Annotated in this window: 11 protein-coding genes; 8 read left to right on the top strand and 3 right to left on the bottom strand. The window is 72.7% G+C overall.

The genetic code is table 11. The annotated features are described in order from the left end of the window. Positions 1 to 31: 31 nt before the first annotated feature. Positions 32 to 1561 (bottom strand): MFS transporter, encoded by a 1530-nt coding sequence (locus tag ACIA8R_RS36735; RefSeq protein WP_364090693.1) that lies wholly within the window; start codon positions 1559 to 1561, stop codon positions 32 to 34. 246 nt (positions 1562 to 1807) lie between these two features. On the opposite strand from ACIA8R_RS36735, the gene ACIA8R_RS36730 reads away from it, so the two are divergent. The 8 genes from ACIA8R_RS36730 to ACIA8R_RS36695 all read left to right on the top strand — a co-directional run bounded on the left by ACIA8R_RS36730 (position 1808) and on the right by ACIA8R_RS36695 (position 13870). Beyond that, on the top strand, positions 1808 to 3547 hold the full coding sequence (locus ACIA8R_RS36730) for a hypothetical protein (RefSeq protein ID WP_397042306.1): 1740 nt from the start codon (positions 1808 to 1810) through the stop codon (positions 3545 to 3547). A 15-nt stretch (positions 3548 to 3562) separates the two neighbouring features. Continuing rightward, entirely contained in the window at positions 3563 to 4459 is an 897-nt protein-coding gene (locus ACIA8R_RS36725) for a haloalkane dehalogenase (protein ID WP_364090702.1), read from the top strand. Positions 4460 to 4523: 64 nt separating this feature from the next. Then, the gene (locus ACIA8R_RS36720; protein WP_364090705.1) at positions 4524 to 6872 is read left to right on the top strand and encodes an AAA family ATPase; all 2349 of its coding nucleotides are present in this window, start codon (positions 4524 to 4526) and stop codon (positions 6870 to 6872) included. Between the two features lie 83 nt (positions 6873 to 6955). Beyond that, positions 6956 to 7939, top strand: coding sequence for an ABC transporter permease (locus ACIA8R_RS36715; protein WP_364090709.1), 984 nt, complete (start codon positions 6956 to 6958; stop codon positions 7937 to 7939). Beyond that, the gene (locus tag ACIA8R_RS36710; RefSeq protein WP_364091052.1) at positions 7939 to 8838 is read left to right on the top strand and encodes an ABC transporter permease; all 900 of its coding nucleotides are present in this window, start codon (positions 7939 to 7941) and stop codon (positions 8836 to 8838) included. The genes ACIA8R_RS36715 and ACIA8R_RS36710 overlap by 1 nt, the downstream gene beginning before the upstream one ends. Then, on the top strand, positions 8835 to 10865 hold the full coding sequence (locus ACIA8R_RS36705; protein WP_397042305.1) for a dipeptide ABC transporter ATP-binding protein: 2031 nt from the start codon (positions 8835 to 8837) through the stop codon (positions 10863 to 10865). The genes ACIA8R_RS36710 and ACIA8R_RS36705 overlap by 4 nt, the downstream gene beginning before the upstream one ends. 19 nt (positions 10866 to 10884) lie before the next feature. After that, positions 10885 to 12579, top strand: coding sequence for an ABC transporter family substrate-binding protein (locus tag ACIA8R_RS36700; protein ID WP_357698609.1), 1695 nt, complete (start codon positions 10885 to 10887; stop codon positions 12577 to 12579). A gap of 187 nt (positions 12580 to 12766) precedes the next feature. Next, positions 12767 to 13870: a winged helix DNA-binding domain-containing protein gene (locus ACIA8R_RS36695; protein WP_357698612.1), complete on the top strand. Its 1104-nt coding sequence runs from the start codon at positions 12767 to 12769 to the stop codon at positions 13868 to 13870. A 10-nt stretch (positions 13871 to 13880) separates the two neighbouring features. On the opposite strand, the gene ACIA8R_RS36690 is transcribed toward ACIA8R_RS36695, so the two are convergent. Both ACIA8R_RS36690 and ACIA8R_RS36685 read right to left on the bottom strand, forming a co-directional pair. Continuing rightward, positions 13881 to 14132, bottom strand: coding sequence for a hypothetical protein (locus ACIA8R_RS36690; RefSeq protein WP_357698615.1), 252 nt, complete (start codon positions 14130 to 14132; stop codon positions 13881 to 13883). 79 nt (positions 14133 to 14211) lie between these two features. Beyond that, on the bottom strand, positions 14212 to 15318 hold the full coding sequence (locus tag ACIA8R_RS36685; RefSeq protein WP_397042304.1) for an MFS transporter: 1107 nt from the start codon (positions 15316 to 15318) through the stop codon (positions 14212 to 14214). Positions 15319 to 15375 lie beyond the last annotated feature (57 nt).

Genomic DNA, 15375 nt, shown 5'->3' with positions numbered 1-15375 from the left:
CTTGTCTGCCCTGATCGGGCCATGGCACACCTCAATCACGGCTGAGCAGCATGGCCACCGCGACGGCGGTCAGGCTCAGCAGGACGACGCTCACGACCACGGTCGTGTGCAGGGCGTTGACGAAGGCCCAGCGTGCGGCGTCGAGCAGCGCGTCGCCGGTGCTGCCGCCGATCTCGCGGGCGACGTGGGCGGCTCCGGCCAGCGACTGCCGCGCCTGGTCCATGCCGCCCGCGGACACTCCGGGCACGGCGGGCAGCGCGGGCGCGTAGGCGATCGTGGTGATCGTGCCGAGTACGGCGACGCCGAGGCCCGCGCCCAGCTCGTACGCGGTCTCCTCGATGGCCGCGGCCCCGCCGGCGCGGGACTCGGGGACCGAGGACATGATCGTGTCGGAGGCGGCCAGCAGCGCCACCTGCACGCCGAACCCGATGCCCACGAAGCAGACCGCCAGCATCACGGGATGGCCCTCGACGCCCCAGCTGAGCGTGGGCGTCAGGGCCAGCGCGACGAGCCCGAGGCCGCCGCTCATGGTGGCGCGCATGCCGATCCTGGGCAGGAGGTGGGCCGCCGCGAGCCCGCCGGTGATCGCCGACAGCACCAGCGGCAACATCCTGACCGCCGCGCGCAGCGGGCTGTCGCCCAGCACGAGCTGGAGGTACTGGGCCAGCATGAGCTGGAGGCCGACCAGCGCGAACACGCCCAGCAGCACGCCGGCCACGCCGGTGGTGAACTCGCGCCGCCGGAACAGGGCCAGCTCCAGCAGCGGAGCAGGCAGGCGGGACTGGCGGCGTACGAACGCGACCAGCAGCCCCGCCCCTGCGAGGAACACCAGCACCGAGGCCCAGAACGGCAGCAGGCTCCCCGACCCGGCCTCCTTCAGCCCGAAGGCCAGTGCCAGCAGGCCGAGCACCGACAGCACGGCGCTCGGGGAGTCCCAGGGGCGTTCCCTGCGCAGCGGCGACTCCGGCAGCAGCCGGACGGCCAGGGGCAGCAGCACCAGCAGGATCGGCACGTTGATCAGGAAGACCGCGCCCCACCAGACGCCGACCAGCACGCCGCCGATCAGCGGGCCGACCGCCGCCCCGGCCGCCGCGACCGCGCTCCAGACGCCGAGCGCGACAGCCCGCTCGCGCCGGTCGGTGAACACCTGGCGGATCAGCGAGAGCGTGGCCGGCATGATCATGGCGCCGCCGACGCCGAGCAGCGCCCTGGCCAGGATCAGGGTCAGCGGCGTGGGCGCGAACGCCGCCCCCGCCGAGGCCAGGCCGAACAGCACGAAGCCGCCCAGGACCAGCCGTTTGCGCCCGTAGCGGTCGCCGAGCGTGCCGAACACGATGAGCAGCGGCGCGACGACGAGCGAGTAGATGTCGATGATCCACAGGAGCTGGACGGCGGACGGCTCCAGCGCGGCCGTGAGCGCGGGCACCGCGATGTGCAGGACGGTGGCGTCGACCGTGATCAGCAGCAGGCTCAGGCAGAGCAGGACGAGGACGGCCCAGCGGTTGTCCCGAGGCAGGCGATCGGCACGCCGTACGAGGGGTGCGGCCTGTGTGACGGTCATGGGCCTCCTCGCAGGCCGATCCGGTCACCTGGGCCTGCACCTGCAGAATGGTCGAAAGCGGCGGAACTCGCGGGGGGCGATCTCGTGCCCTCTCCTGCCGCGGCTCTCCACTCCGGCTTGCGTGGCAGCTTAGGCCATGCCAGGCGCCTGGCATAGCGGTATCGGCCGATCCACGACGGCCCCCACCTCTCTAGAGAGATACAGCAATATGTCCGTATCTATCCATCGCGCATCCGTCGCCGGATCATGGGAGCCGTGGGGAACGATGGACGTGCCGGGAAAGACGATATTTCCGATAAGTCCCCACGCGAGTGGTGCACCGAGGCTCTGACCAGGCTGAACGCCGGCCGTCCCGAGTCGGCGTTGGAGGCCGCGCGCCGGGCGGCCGACCTCGACCCCGGCGACGAATGGGCCCACCGCCTCGTCAGCCTGGCCCACGAGCGCCTGGGCCGCGACGCCGACGCCCTTCCCCCGGCCGAGCGCGCGGCGGACCTCGCCCCCGGCTCCTGGTCCGCGCGCGTGCGCCTGGCCTCCATCGCCCGCCGGATCCCCGGCCGCTGGTCCGAGGCGGTCTCCGACGCCGTCCTGGCCGCGCGGTTCGCGCCCGAGGAGGCCGATCCCGAGGTCCTGCTCGGTGACCTGGCGCTGCTGCGCGACGACCATCCGGAGGCCGAGCGGGCCTACCGCGCCGCGCTGGCCAGGGCACCGGCCCATCCGCAGGCCCGCGTGAACCTGGCCCTGTGCCTGCTGCGCTGGGACCGGCCGCGCCCGCACCACGACCCGGCCTGGCCGGTCGACCCGCGCCAGACGGGACGGGCCAGGCGGGCGCTGGAGGTCTGGGCCCGCCAGGTCAGGCTGCTGCTCGCCCTGGCCGTGATCGCCGTCGCGGCGGCCGCGCTCGCCCTCGACGCGGCGGCGTGGGCCCGGGCGGGCGGGTTCGCCGCGCTGGCCGCGCTGGTGCCGCTGACGGTCCGGCAGGCGCGGCGGGTGGGGGTGTGGGCGTACGTGCCTGCCATGGCCGGGCGTGATCCATGGCTGGGCGCGGCCGTGGTGTCGGCGGGGCTGTCGGTGCCGGCGTTCGCGGCCTGGCTGCTGCTGGGCACGGTGCCGGCGGCGCCGTCCTGGCTGGATCCGGTCTGGGCGGGGCTGGCCGGGATCGTGGTGCTGATGTGGCCGGCGCTGGCGGTCGTGCGGGTGCTGGCGGAGGCGTGGCGGGGGCGGCCGCTGCCCGCGCTGGCCGAGCTGGGGTCCGTCCCGGGCGAGCGCACGGCGGCCAGGAACGCCGGCGTGACGTTGTGGATCGTCCTCGTCAGGACCTGGTCGGTGCTGGTGCCGCTGGTGGGCGGGGCGCTGGTGGTCGAGCCCAGGGCCGCGGTGGCCGCGGTGGCGGTGCCGTTCCCGATGGTGCGGGCCTGGCTGCGCGCCCGCGGCAGGGGCGACGGGTGGCTCCTGGCCGCGGGCTGCCTGGTGGCGCTCGCCGCCCTCGGCTGCGCCGTGGGGGGCGCGCTGGGGTCGGCCTGGGGCTGGCGGACGGGACTGGGCGCGCTGGGCGCGGCGATGGCGGTGTACGCGGTGCGCGCCCTGCGCTCGTGGTGGCACGGCGCGCCGGGGCCCTGGCGGGCCTCCCTCGTCATGTGCGATCTGCCCATGGGCGGCGCGCCCTCGGTGGCGCTGCCCTCGGAGGTACGCCAGGCGTTCTCCTACGCCAGGAGCCTCGTCCTGGCCTACGGCGACCCCATGGGCCCCCGGGTCGTCGGCGCGGCCGGGTCCGTCACCTCCTCCGGCGAGCTGCGGCTGATCGCCGGGCCCGAGGCGTGGGAGGGCGTCGAGGCCGACCCGCGCGTCGCGGTGTTCGCGGCCGACCCGCTGCAACGGCGGTTCTGGGTCGAGGTACGGGGCATCGCCCGGCCCGGCCCCGACGTCCTGCGCGTCACCCCCAAGCAGGTGCTCGTCGGCGAGTTCCCCGGCCGGCACCAGCGACGGTGACTAGAGTTTTGTTCTATGCGGACTCTGCGAACCCCCGAAGAGCGCTTCGCCGGCCTGCCCGACTTCCCCTACGAGCCCCGCCACGCCGACCTGCCGGACGGCCCGCGCATGGCCTACGTCGAGGCGGGCCCCGCGGACGGCGAGCCGGTCGTCCTGCTGCACGGCGAGCCGAGCTGGTCCTTCCTCTACCGCCACGTCATGCGCGAGCTGGCCGCGGCCGGGCTGCGCGCGATCGCCCCCGACCTGATCGGCTTCGGCCGCTCGGACAAACCGGTGGACCCGGCCGAGCACACCTACGCCAGGCACGTGGAGTGGACCCGCGCGCTGCTGTTCGACGCGCTCGGCCTGGACGGCGTCACCGTCGTCGGCCAGGACTGGGGCGGGCTGATCGGGCTGCGCATCGCCGCCGAGCACCCGGAACGCGTGGCCAGGATCGTGGCCGCCAACACGGGGTTGCCCTCGGGTGACATTCCCATGCCCGACGTCTGGCACCGCTTCAAGGACACCGTCGCCGCGGCCCCCACGCTGGACATCGCCCGCCTGGTCCAGGCCGGCTGCCGGACGCGGCTCAGTGACGAGGTGCGGGCGGCCTACGACGCGCCGTTCCCGGACGAGTCGTACAAAGCGGGCCCGCGTGTCATGCCCGGTCTCGTGCCGGTCACGCCCGACGACCCCGCCGCGCCCGCCAACCGCACTGCCTGGCAGATCCTCACGACGCTCGACCGCCCGTTCCTGGTGGCCTTCTCCGACGGCGACCCCATCACCGCCGGCATGGCGCCCATCATGCTCAAGGCCGTCGCGGGCACGGCCGGGCTGTCCCATCCGGTGATCGCCGGCGCCGGACACTTCCTCCAGGAGGACGCCGGCCCCGAATTCGGACGTTTGATCGCCCGTTTCGTGACCTCCACCTAGCGTGTCAGGCCCGCCCAATCGTCGGTCGGGTGCGGTATAACCGGGGGCGGACCGGGGAGGCGTGATGCGTGAGTCCGACAGGGCCCAGGCCGCGGGGCGGGACGCGGCGCGGGATCTGTTCGAGCAGGTGAGGCTGCGATATTTCCAGATTCCCCCGGCCGTGCGCCGGGTGCTCTACGCCGTGCTGCTCATCGCCGCCATGGGCGTGGGCGCGGCGCTCGGCTGGGATCTGCTGACGACGTTCCCCCTCGTCCTGCTGGCGCTCGCCTTCGTGGCGCTGACCATGCGCTTCCCGCGGGCCGCCGCGACGGCGCTGGTCGTGGCCGGCTGGGTCGTGCTGGTGCTGCCGCTGTTCTCCTGGCGTTTCCCGCCCGGATCCGTGGCACTGCACGCGATGGTCGCGCTGGCCCTGCCCGTGGCCGCCGCCTCCCACCTCATCCGCTGGGTCACGCCGTGGGTGAGCACGCTGGCGGCGCTCGTGCCCGCCGGGGTGCTGGCCTTCGGGCTCTCCTTCCTGTCGGCCGCCGCCGCGCTCTGGGGCGCCTGCGCGGCGGCCGTCGTCATGCTGGTCTACCGGTTCCTCCAGGCGCGCCGGGCCAAGGCCGAGCTGTCCGCCGAGGAGCAGCAGGTGCGCGTGCGCGCCCGTGAGAGCCGTCCCGAGCAGCAGGCCGACAAGGCGGGGGCGCCGCCGCAGATCTCCGTCGAGGACGCGCTGGCCGAGCTGGAGGGCATGATCGGGCTGGCGCCGGTCAAGGAGCAGGTCCGCTCGATCGCCGCCTCCATCGAGGCCACCCGGCTGCGGGCCGAGGCCGGCTACACCGCCGAACGCCCGACCAGGCATTTCGTCTTCGTCGGCCCGCCGGGCACCGGCAAGACCAGCGTGGCCCGCGCGCTGGCCAAGATCTTCTACGCGTTCGGCCTGCTGGAGACCCCCTACGTGGTCGAGGCGCAGCGGGCCGACCTGGTGGGCGAGTTCCTGGGCGCGACCGCGATCAAGACCAACGAGCTGGTCGACCGGGCGCTCGGCGGCGTGCTGTTCATCGACGAGGCCTACGGCCTGGTCAACTCCTCCGACGGCCAGCCCGACAGGTTCGGCGCCGAGGCCGTGCAGACCCTGCTCAAGCGGGCCGAGGACGACCGCGAGCGCCTGATCATCATCCTGGCCGGCTACGAGCAGGAGATGGCCGGGTTCCTGTCCAGCAACCCCGGCCTGGCCAGCCGGTTCGCCACCCGCGTGCGCTTCCCCAGCTACTCGGCCCCCGAGCTGGCCGAGATCACCGAGGTGCTCCAGCGGCGCAGGGGCGACACGATGGGCCCCGACACCGGGCGCGCCCTGCTCGGCCTCTTCGAAGACGTCCAGCGGCGCGGCCTGGTCGACGAGCTGGGCAACGCCCGGTTCGTGCGCAGCCTGGTCGAGGCCGCCGCGCAGGCCAGGGACGTCCGGGTGGTGGGCGCCGGCGGCACCCCGACCACACAGGACCTGGTGACCACCACCACGCCCGACGTGACGAAGGCGTTCGAGGAGCTGACCGCCCGCTTCCGCGGCTACGTGGCCACGCCCACGCTGGAGGAGGCGCTGGCCGACCTCGACACGATGGCCGGTCTGGAGCCGGTCAAGCGGCAGGTGCACGCCATCGCCGCCCAGCTCCAGGTGGCCCGCATGCGGCAGGAGCGCGGGCTGCCCACGCCGCCGCAGATGCGCCACTTCGTGTTCGCCGGGCCGCCCGGCACGGGCAAGACCACCGTCGCGCGGGTGCTCGGCCGCGTCTTCGCCGCGCTCGGCCTGCTGGCCAGGCCCGACGTCGTCGAGGCCCATCGCGCCGACCTGGTCGGCCAGCACCTCGGCGCCACCGCGATCAAGACCAACGAGCTGGTCGACCGGGCGCTCGGCGGCGTGCTGTTCATCGACGAGGCCTACAGCCTGGTCAACCCCGGCTACGCGGGCGGCGACGCCTTCGGCTCGGAGGCCGTCCAGACCTTGCTCAAACGGGCCGAGGACGACCGCGACCGGCTGGTCATCGTACTGGCCGGCTACCCGCGCGAGATGGACTCCTTCCTGGCCACCAACCCCGGCCTGGCCAGCCGGTTCAACCAGCGCGTGGCCTTCCCCAGCTACTCCCCGCGCGAGCTGTCGCAGATCGCGGTGCTGCTGGCGGCCAAGGCCGGCGACAACTTCGACGAGCAGGCCCTGCGCGACCTCGACGAGGTGTTCGCCTGGGTGTGCGAGGAGCGGCTGATCGACGGCCTGGGCAACGGCCGCTTCGCCCGGTCGCTGTTCGAGCGGGCCGCGATGCGCCGCGACGTGCGCCTGGCCGCCCAGGCGTCGGGCGGCGGGTCGGCCAGCTCCGCCGACCTCACGACGATCACCAGCGACGACGTGCGCACCGCCGTGGACGAACTTTCCGGACGTTAACCCCTCTTTGGCATTTCCGCGCGCCACGATGCTGCCGCCTGTAGCAGTATGACTACCTATCGTGTGCGTCCGGGAGGGGGACGATGGCGGGGTTCCTGGCCCGCAGGCTGCTCAACTACGTGGTGCTGGTCGGCGTGGCCGCGAGCCTGGCGTACCTGCTGGCCGCCGGGGCGCTCGACCCGCGTTCCAACTACGCCGACCGCACCCCCAAGCCGCCGCCCGCCGTCGTCGACGCCCAGCTCACCGCGCTCAACCTCAACGACAAGACCCCGCTGCTGCAGCGCTACGCCACGTGGGCGTCGGGGGTGCTGCACGGCGACTTCGGCAAGACGGTCACCGGCTCGCCCGTCAACGAGGACCTCAGGCGGCGGATGGGGGTCACGTTCCGGCTGGTGATCCTGGGGCTGCTCTTCGGGAGCCTGCTGGGGGTGCTGGTGGGCGCGTACGCGGCGGTCAGGCAGTACGGCTGGTTCGACCGGCTCTCGACGGGCCTGTCGTTCGTCGTGCTCGCGGTGCCGGTCGTGGTGCTGGCCAACATGCTGATCCTGGCCGGCGCCTGGGCCAACGACAACGTCTTCGGCCGCCAGGTGCTGCTGGTCAGCGGCGAGTACAGCGCCGGCCTGGAGACCGGCTTCTGGGGGTACGCGCTCGACCGGCTGCAACACCTGATCCTGCCGACGATCTCGCTGTCCGTGGGCCTGGTCGCGATCTTCAGCCGCTACCAGCGCAACATGATGCTCGACGTGCTCGGCGCCGACTTCGTCCGTACGGCCAGGGCCAAGGGGCTGAGCAGGCGCAAGGCGCTGACCCGGCACGCGCTGCGCACCGCGCTGATCCCGGTGGCCACCTACTTCGCCTTCACGTTCGGCAGCCTGCTGACCGGGGCCACCTTCACCGAGAAGATCTTCGGCTGGCACGGGCTGGGCGAGCAGCTGATCAACTCGATCTTCACCAACGACGTCAACACCGTGGCGGCGATCTCCTTCCTGGCCGCCGTGGCCGTGCTGTGCGCCGCGCTCGCCTCCGACCTGCTGCACGCCGCACTCGATCCGAGGGTGCGGGCGTGATGACGCTCTCGGAGGAGGAGCTGGCGGAGGAGCTGACCGGCGACCTGGGCCGGGCGCCGTCGCGGCTGCGGGTGGTGGCCGGCCGCTTCTTCCGCTCGCCGCAGGGGCTGGTCGGGTTCGCGGTGCTGGCGCTGATGTTCCTGCTGGCGTTCGTCGGGCCGCTGTTCAGCCGGTGGTCCTACACCGACAAGGACTTCACGGCGTTCCTGCAGCCGCCCTCGGCCCAGCACTGGTTCGGAACGCTCCAGACGGGCGCCGACGTCTACGCGGTGACCCTGCGCGGCATGCAGAAGTCGCTGATCGTGGGCCTGCTGGCGGCGCTGGTCTCCACCGCGGTCGCGGCCGTGGTGGGCGCCTTCTCCGGCTACTTCCTGGGCTGGACCGACCGGGCGCTGAGCTGGATCACCGACCTGCTGCTCGTGCTGCCCGCCTTCCTCATCCTGGCGATCATGTCGCCGCTGTTCGGGGCCGGGCAGTGGGTGCTGTTCGTGATCATGCTGGCGCTGTTCCTGTGGATGGTGACCTCGAAGATCGTCCGGGGGATGACGATCTCGCTGAAGGAGCGCGAGTACATCCAGGCCGCCCGCTTCATGGGCGTGCCGCCGGTGCGGATCATCTTCCGGCACGTCATCCCCAACCTGTCCTCGCTGCTCATCGTCGACGCCACGCTCAATGTCAGCGCGGCCATCCTGACCGAGACCTCGCTGTCGTACTTCGGGTTCGGCATCCAGCCGCCCGACGTCTCCTTCGGCACGCTGATCGCCGACGGCTCGCGCACGGCGGTCTACGCGCCGTGGACGTTCTGGTTCGTGGCCGGGCTGCTGGTGGTGACCGTGCTGGCGGTCAACCTCATCGGCGACGCGCTGCGCGACGCCTTCGACCCGGCGGCGCGGCGATGAGGCCCGCGGCGAACCCGGTCCTGGAGGTCAGCGACCTCCACGTGTCCTTCGGTGACGTACGCGCGGTGCGCGGGGTCAGTTACTCGGTGAGCCCGGGTGAGGTGCTGGGCATCGTGGGCGAGTCCGGGTCGGGCAAGTCGGTCACCTCGGCCGCCGTCATGGGCCTGCTGCCGCCGAGCGCCCGGGTGACCGGGTCGGTGCGCCTGCACGGCAAGGAGCTGGTCGGCGCCCCCGAGCGGGAGCTGACCCGCTTCCGCGGCAAGACCGTGTCGATGGTGTTCCAGGACCCCCTGTCGGCGCTCACGCCGGTCTACCGGGTGGGCGACCAGATCGCCGAGGCCGTCCGCGTCCATCAGCGGGTGAGCAAGGAGAACGCCGCGGTCAAGGCCGTCGAGCTGCTGGAGCTGGTCGGCATCCCGTCGCCGAGCGAGCGGGCGCTGGCCTTCCCGCACGAGTTCTCCGGCGGCATGCGGCAGCGCGTGATGATCGCGATGGCCATCGCCAACGACCCCGACGTGATCATCTGCGACGAGCCCACCACCGCGCTCGACGTGACCATCCAGGCGCAGGTGCTGGAGCTGCTGAAGAAGGCCCAGCGGGAGACCGGCGCGGCGATCATCATGATCACGCACGATCTCGGCGTGGTGGCCGGGTTCGCCGACCGGGTCCTGGTCATGTACGCCGGCCGCCCGGTCGAGGTGGGCGACGTCGACGACATCTACTACCGGATGCGCATGCCGTACACGGCGGGGCTGCTGGCCTCGATCCCGCGGGTCGACCGCGGCGGGCGGCAGCCGCTGGTCCCGATCGCCGGGAACCCGCCCTCCCCCGCCGCGCTGCCGCCCGGCTGCCCGTTCGCGCCGCGCTGCCCGCTGAAGATCGACGCGTGCGACGAGGCCGAGCCTCCGCTGTTCGACGTGGGGGTGGGCCACCGGGCGGCGTGCATCCGCTGGGAGGTCGTCCGCCCCGAGGCCCCCGGCCGTCACGCGGCCCTGGAGCCCGTCGCGCCCGCGGTCCGCGGCGAGCAGACGGTGCTGGAGGTCGACGGACTGGTCAAGGACTTCCCGCTGCTCAAGGGGGCGCTGTTCAAGCGCCGGGTCGGCACGGTGCACGCCGTGGCCGGCGTCAGCTTCGACATCCGCCGGGGCGAGACCCTGGGACTGGTCGGCGAGTCGGGCAGCGGCAAGACCACCACGCTCACCCAGATCCTGGAGCTCGTCCCGCCGCAGGAGGGGCGCGTGGTCGTGCTCGGCCGCGACACCGCCCGCCTCGACGGCGCCGAGCGCACCGCGGTCCGGCGGGACATGCAGGTGGTCTTCCAGGACCCGATGGCCTCCCTCGACCCGCGCATGACGGTCTACGACATCCTGGCCGAGCCGCTGCGCACCCACGGGCAGCGGCGGCCGGCCCGGCGGGTGGGCGAGCTGCTCGCGCTGGTCGGCCTCGACCCGGCGCACGCCGCCCGCTACCCGCAGGACTTCTCCGGCGGGCAGCGGCAGCGCATCGGCATCGCCAGGGCGCTGGCGCTGGAGCCCAGGCTGCTGGTGCTGGACGAGCCGGTCTCGGCGCTCGACGTGTCGATCCAGGCAGGGGTCATCAACCTGCTGGGCTCGCTGCGTGACAGGCTCGGGCTGTCGTACCTGTTCGTCGCGCACGACCTGGCCGTGGTGCGGTACATCGCCGACCGGGTGGCAGTCATGTACCTGGGCAGGATCGCCGAGATCGGGCAGGTCGACGCGGTCTACGGGGCTCCGGCGCATCCGTACACGCAGGCCCTGCTGTCGGCGATCCCGCTGCCCGACCCGGCCCGTGAGCGCGTACGCGAGCGCATCCTGCTCGAAGGCGACCTGCCCAGCCCGGCCCACCCTCCGACGGGCTGCCGCTTCCGCACCCGGTGCCCGAAGTTCCGCTCGGTGCTCACCGACGACGAGCGCGCGCTGTGCGTGGGCGTCGAGCCGGAGGTGCTGCCGGTGGCCGACGACCAGGGGGCGGCCTGCCATTACGCCGAGAGGCTCGACGTCGTCTAGATCAGGAGGAATGCGCTCGATGAAAGCTTCACGTCTTGTCGTGGCCGTCGCCGTGACGGGCTCGCTGTCGCTGGTGAGCTGTGGCGGCGGCGGCTCGGGGGGCGGCTCGACGAGCGGCACGCAAGGTGCGCACAAGACCATCAGGGCCTTCGACATCAACCCGCAGCCGCGCGACAAGGTCAAGGACGGCGGCACGCTGCGCTGGGGCATCAACGAGTTCCCCAGCCAGTGGAACAGGAACCACGTCGACGGCAATCTGGCGGTGGCGGCCGTGATCAGCAACGCGCTGCTGCCCTCGCCGTTCGTCTCCGACGAGAAGGCGGAGATCACCGTCGACCGCGACTACGTGCTCGACGCCAAGGTCACCGACCAGAGCCCGAAGCAGGTCGTCACGTACACCCTCAACCCCAAGGCCAAGTGGTCGGACGGGCAGCCGATCACGTGGGCCGACTACCAGGCCCAGTGGCAGGCGCTCAACGGCCGCAACCCCGACTTCCACATCGTCTCGGCCACCGGCTACCAGGACATCGAGAAGGTCGAACGGGGCAAGGACGACCACGAGGTGAAGGTCACCTTCGTCAAGCCGTTCGGCGACTGGCAGTCGCTGTTCGGGCCGCTGCTGCCGGCCGCGACGAACCGGACCCCGCAGGCCTTCAACACCTCCTGGCTGAACAAGATCCCGGTGACCGCCGGGCCGTTCAAGTTCAAGGGCTTCGACCAGACGGCCAAGACCATCACGATCGTCCGGGACGACACCTGGTGGGGCGACCGGGCCAAGCTCGACCAGATCATCTACCGGGCCTCGGAGCAGGACTCGCTGATCGGCGCGTTCAGCAACGGGGAGCTCGACCTCATCGACGTCGGGCCCTCCGCGCCCGACTACGCGCGGGCCAGGTCCACGCAGGGCGCGCAGGTGCGCCAGGCCGCCGGGCCCGACTTCCGGCACTTCACCTTCAACGGGTCGAGCGAGCTGCTCAAGGACGTCAACGTGCGGCAGGCCATCCAGCTTGGCATCAACCGGCAGGCCATCGCGCAGTCCGACCTCCAGGGGCTCGACTGGCCGATCGAGCCGCTGAACAACCACTTCTTCATGAACACCCAGGAGGGATACCTGGACAACGCCGGAAGTCTCGGCGTCTACAACCCTGACCGCGCCAAGCAGATGCTCGACGCGGCCGGCTGGAAGCTGAACGGAGCCGTCAGGCAGAAGAACGGGCAGCCGCTCGACCTGCGGTTCGTGGTGCCGTCGGGGGTGCAGCTGAGCAAGTCGGAGGGTGAGCTGGCCCAGAACATGCTGGCCCAGATCGGGGTGAAGCTCACGATCAAGGCGGTGCCGAGCGACGACTTCTTCACCAAGTACGTCATCCCCGGCAACTTCGACATCACGCCCTTCGCCTACATCGGCACGCCCTATCCGATTTCGAGCAGCTACGGGATCTACGCGAACTCAGCGAACGGCAAGACCTGGAACGCCAACTTCGGCCGGACTGGCTCGCCGGAGATCGACCAGGCCATGGACAAGGCGGCCCAGAACCTCGACCCGGCGGCGGCCCGCACCCAGACGAACGAGGCCGACGGGCTGATCTGGAAGCTGGTCAACGTTTTGCCGCTCTACCAGCGTCCGCAGAACGTGGCGGCCAGGCAGACCCTGGCCAACGTCGGCGCGCGCGGCTTCTACGACCTGCGCTACGAGGACATCGGCTTCACCGGCTGACCCGCGCCCAGCGCTCCACGGCCGGCTTCACGCCGAGCCCGATGAAGATCCCGCCCGTCGCCACGTCCACCCGGCGGCGGGCGGCGGGTCGACGGACTGCGGGAGGAAGGCGACGGCGAAGGCGACCGGAACGGCCGCGAAGAGCGCGGATGTGCGGACTGTCGGTGGGAGACGGTAGAAGTGACGCATGACGATGGACCTCACCTGGCCGCAGATCCTCGCCTGGCGGCTGCGCAGGCAGTTCGTGGCGGCGGCCGACGGGCCTGACGCGGTCTCGGTGGTGCGCCGGCTGTGCGGGGTGCAGGCGCAGGTCGCCTCCTCGGCCCAGCTCGCGGTGGCGGTCCGGAGCGCCCGGCCCGTCCCCGGCGAGATCGACCAGGCCCTGTGGGCCGACCGTGCCCTGGTCAAGACCTGGCTCATGCGCGGCACCCTCCACCTGGTGCCCGCCGACGAGCTGGCCGGCCTGTGCGCGGCGCTGAGCACGCTGCGCTTCTGGGAGAAGGGCTCCTGGCAGCGCGGCCACGGCGTGACCGCCGCCGAGATCGAGGCCGTCATCGAGGCCGTCCCTGAGGCGTTGAAGGGCGCGCCGCTGACCCGCGAGGAGCTGGTCGAGGAGGTCGTGGCGCTGACCGGGCAGGCCCATCTGCGCGAGGCGCTGACGTCCGGGTGGGGGGCACTGCTCAAGCCGCTGAGCCGCCTGGGCGAGCTGTGCTACGGGCCGCCCCGCGAGGGCAAGGTCACCTTCACCGCGCCGCGATCGTGGGTCCCGGGCTGGCCGGGGGTGCTCCCCGACCAGGAAGAGGCCGGGGTGCGGGTGCTGCGGGCGTTCCTGGGCGCCCATGGGCCGGCCACGCCGGAGATGTTCGACACCTGGCTGTTCGGCGGCGTGGCCAGGAAGGCGGTGCTCAGGGGGTGGGTCAAGGGGCTGGCCCCCGAGCTGGTGGAAATCAGGGCCGACGACGGCACGGTTCTCCACGCGCTGGCCGAGCACGCCGACGACCTGGCCGCCACCCGGCCCTCGGCGGACGTCCACCTGCTGCCGGGCTTCGACCAGTTCATCCTGGGCGCGCCGCGTACCCTCGCCCCGCTCGTCCCGCCGCCGCTCAAGCCGAAGGTCAGCCGTCAGGCGGGCTGGATCTCGCCCGTGGTGGTGCACGAGGGGCGGGTGGCCGGCGTCTGGGAGGCCAAGGGCGGCGCCATCACGCTCGACCTCGCCGCCCCGGTGCCTCAGGACGCGCTCGACCGCTCCCTGAGCCGCATGCGGTCGCTGCTGGATCTCAAGGAGGCGTAGCGCCCGCGGGTCAGGCGGACGTGCTCGCCATCACCCGGTCGACGATGCCCTTGTTGCCCTCCTCGCGGGCGCAGTGGGCGCAGCAGTACCAGTGCTCGCCCGACTGCACGCCGTGGCCGATGACCTTGGTGCCGCAGTGCTCGCAGATCGGCGCCATGGCCTCGATCGCGCACTGGAAGCAGTCGAAGGTGTGCACCGCGCCCTGCGCGTGCACCTCGAAGGCCATGTCGTAGTCGTTGCCGCAGTTGTCGCAGACGGCCATGGTGATCCCCTCTTCACGGTCCGATCACCTCGGGCAATACCCGGATCCGTGGTGCGCTTTCCCCAACGAAGCACCATATTCAGGCTGATTCACCCTCGATGACGGCGAAGCGTGCGATCAGCGGCAGCCCCAGCAGGCCGAGCGCGGCGAGCGCGACGGGCAGCCCGAACGGCCCGGTCAGGCCCGCCACCAGCAGCGGGCTGACGACGAACCCGGTGTAGGAGACGGTGGACACGCCCCACACCAGCGTCCCGGTGGGGTCGTCGGCGGCCGCACGGCTGAGCAGGGCGGGCACCAGCGGCCCTAGCGTCAGCCCGGTCAGGGCGAAGCCCGCCATGGACAGCGGCACGCCGCCGCCGAGCCCGGCCAGGGCGATCCCGGCCGCGCCGCCCGCCCCGGCGACCAGGTACAACGCGCGCAGCGGCACCGGGGGCAGCGTATGTGCGGCGATCCGGCCGGCCGTGAGCGCGGCCATGTAGACCGAGGGCGCGAGGCTGGCCGTCAGGGGCGTGGCGTCCCGGTGCTCCTCCAGCAGGAGCACCGACCACTGCTCCACCGCGTTCTCGATCACCAGCACGCAGCCGGCCAGCGTCCCGAGCAGCAGCGCGAGCCCCCACAGCCGGTGTCCCGCGCGGGGGTCGCCGGAGGGCGCGGGCCGGCCGCGTCCGACGGGCAGGGCCGGCAGCGACAGGGACGTCGCCGCCACCATCAGCCCGATCACCACGAGCACGGTCCCGGTGTGCACCCCGAGCGACCGGGCCAGGCCGGCGAGCGGGGCGGCCACGATGACCGCGACTGGGAAGGCCGCGTGCACCACCTGGAAGAGCCGCCGGCCGCTCTCGCGCTCGACGCGTCCCGTGGTCAGGTTGAGCGTGACGTCGAGCGCGCCGCTGGCCGCGCCGAGCAGCAGCAGCGCGGCCGCGAGCTGCCAGGGCCCGGTGACGGCGGCGAGCCCCGCCACGGTGAGCCCGAACAGCGCGGTCGCCGCCATGAGGGCCCGGCGCTCGCGTCCGCGGGCCAGCCGGCCGGTCAGCGCCATCGCGGGCAGGGCTCCGATCGGCACGGCGCTCAGCGCCGCGCCGAGCTGCGCCGCCGAGAGGCCCAGCTCCAGCTTGACCGCCGGCAGCAGGGCCGACCAGGCTCCCCAGAACACGGCCCAGACGGCGGACACCGCGATGAGCGGCATTCACCAACCCCCTTGAATTACGGTCAAGTCTCGGTAAAGATCGACGACGTCCTTTTA

This window comes from Nonomuraea sp. NPDC051191 (genome assembly GCF_044455665.1).
Taxonomy (GTDB): domain Bacteria; phylum Actinomycetota; class Actinomycetes; order Streptosporangiales; family Streptosporangiaceae; genus Nonomuraea.
The sequence above is the reverse complement of the archived record's forward strand: the minus strand, read 5'-3'. Positions and strand labels throughout refer to the sequence as shown.

Coding starts and splice junctions, on each gene's coding strand:
- ACIA8R_RS36735 (WP_364090693.1), bottom strand. CDS start 1,561: ATGACCGTCACACAGGCCGCACCCCTCGTACGGCGTGCCGATCGCCTG.
- ACIA8R_RS36730 (WP_397042306.1), top strand. CDS start 1,808: ATGGGAGCCGTGGGGAACGATGGACGTGCCGGGAAAGACGATATTTCC.
- ACIA8R_RS36725 (WP_364090702.1), top strand. CDS start 3,563: ATGCGGACTCTGCGAACCCCCGAAGAGCGCTTCGCCGGCCTGCCCGAC.
- ACIA8R_RS36720 (WP_364090705.1), top strand. CDS start 4,524: ATGCGTGAGTCCGACAGGGCCCAGGCCGCGGGGCGGGACGCGGCGCGG.
- ACIA8R_RS36715 (WP_364090709.1), top strand. CDS start 6,956: ATGGCGGGGTTCCTGGCCCGCAGGCTGCTCAACTACGTGGTGCTGGTC.
- ACIA8R_RS36710 (WP_364091052.1), top strand. CDS start 7,939: ATGACGCTCTCGGAGGAGGAGCTGGCGGAGGAGCTGACCGGCGACCTG.
- ACIA8R_RS36705 (WP_397042305.1), top strand. CDS start 8,835: ATGAGGCCCGCGGCGAACCCGGTCCTGGAGGTCAGCGACCTCCACGTG.
- ACIA8R_RS36700 (WP_357698609.1), top strand. CDS start 10,885: ATGAAAGCTTCACGTCTTGTCGTGGCCGTCGCCGTGACGGGCTCGCTG.
- ACIA8R_RS36695 (WP_357698612.1), top strand. CDS start 12,767: ATGACGATGGACCTCACCTGGCCGCAGATCCTCGCCTGGCGGCTGCGC.
- ACIA8R_RS36690 (WP_357698615.1), bottom strand. CDS start 14,132: ATGGCCGTCTGCGACAACTGCGGCAACGACTACGACATGGCCTTCGAG.
- ACIA8R_RS36685 (WP_397042304.1), bottom strand. CDS start 15,318: ATGCCGCTCATCGCGGTGTCCGCCGTCTGGGCCGTGTTCTGGGGAGCC.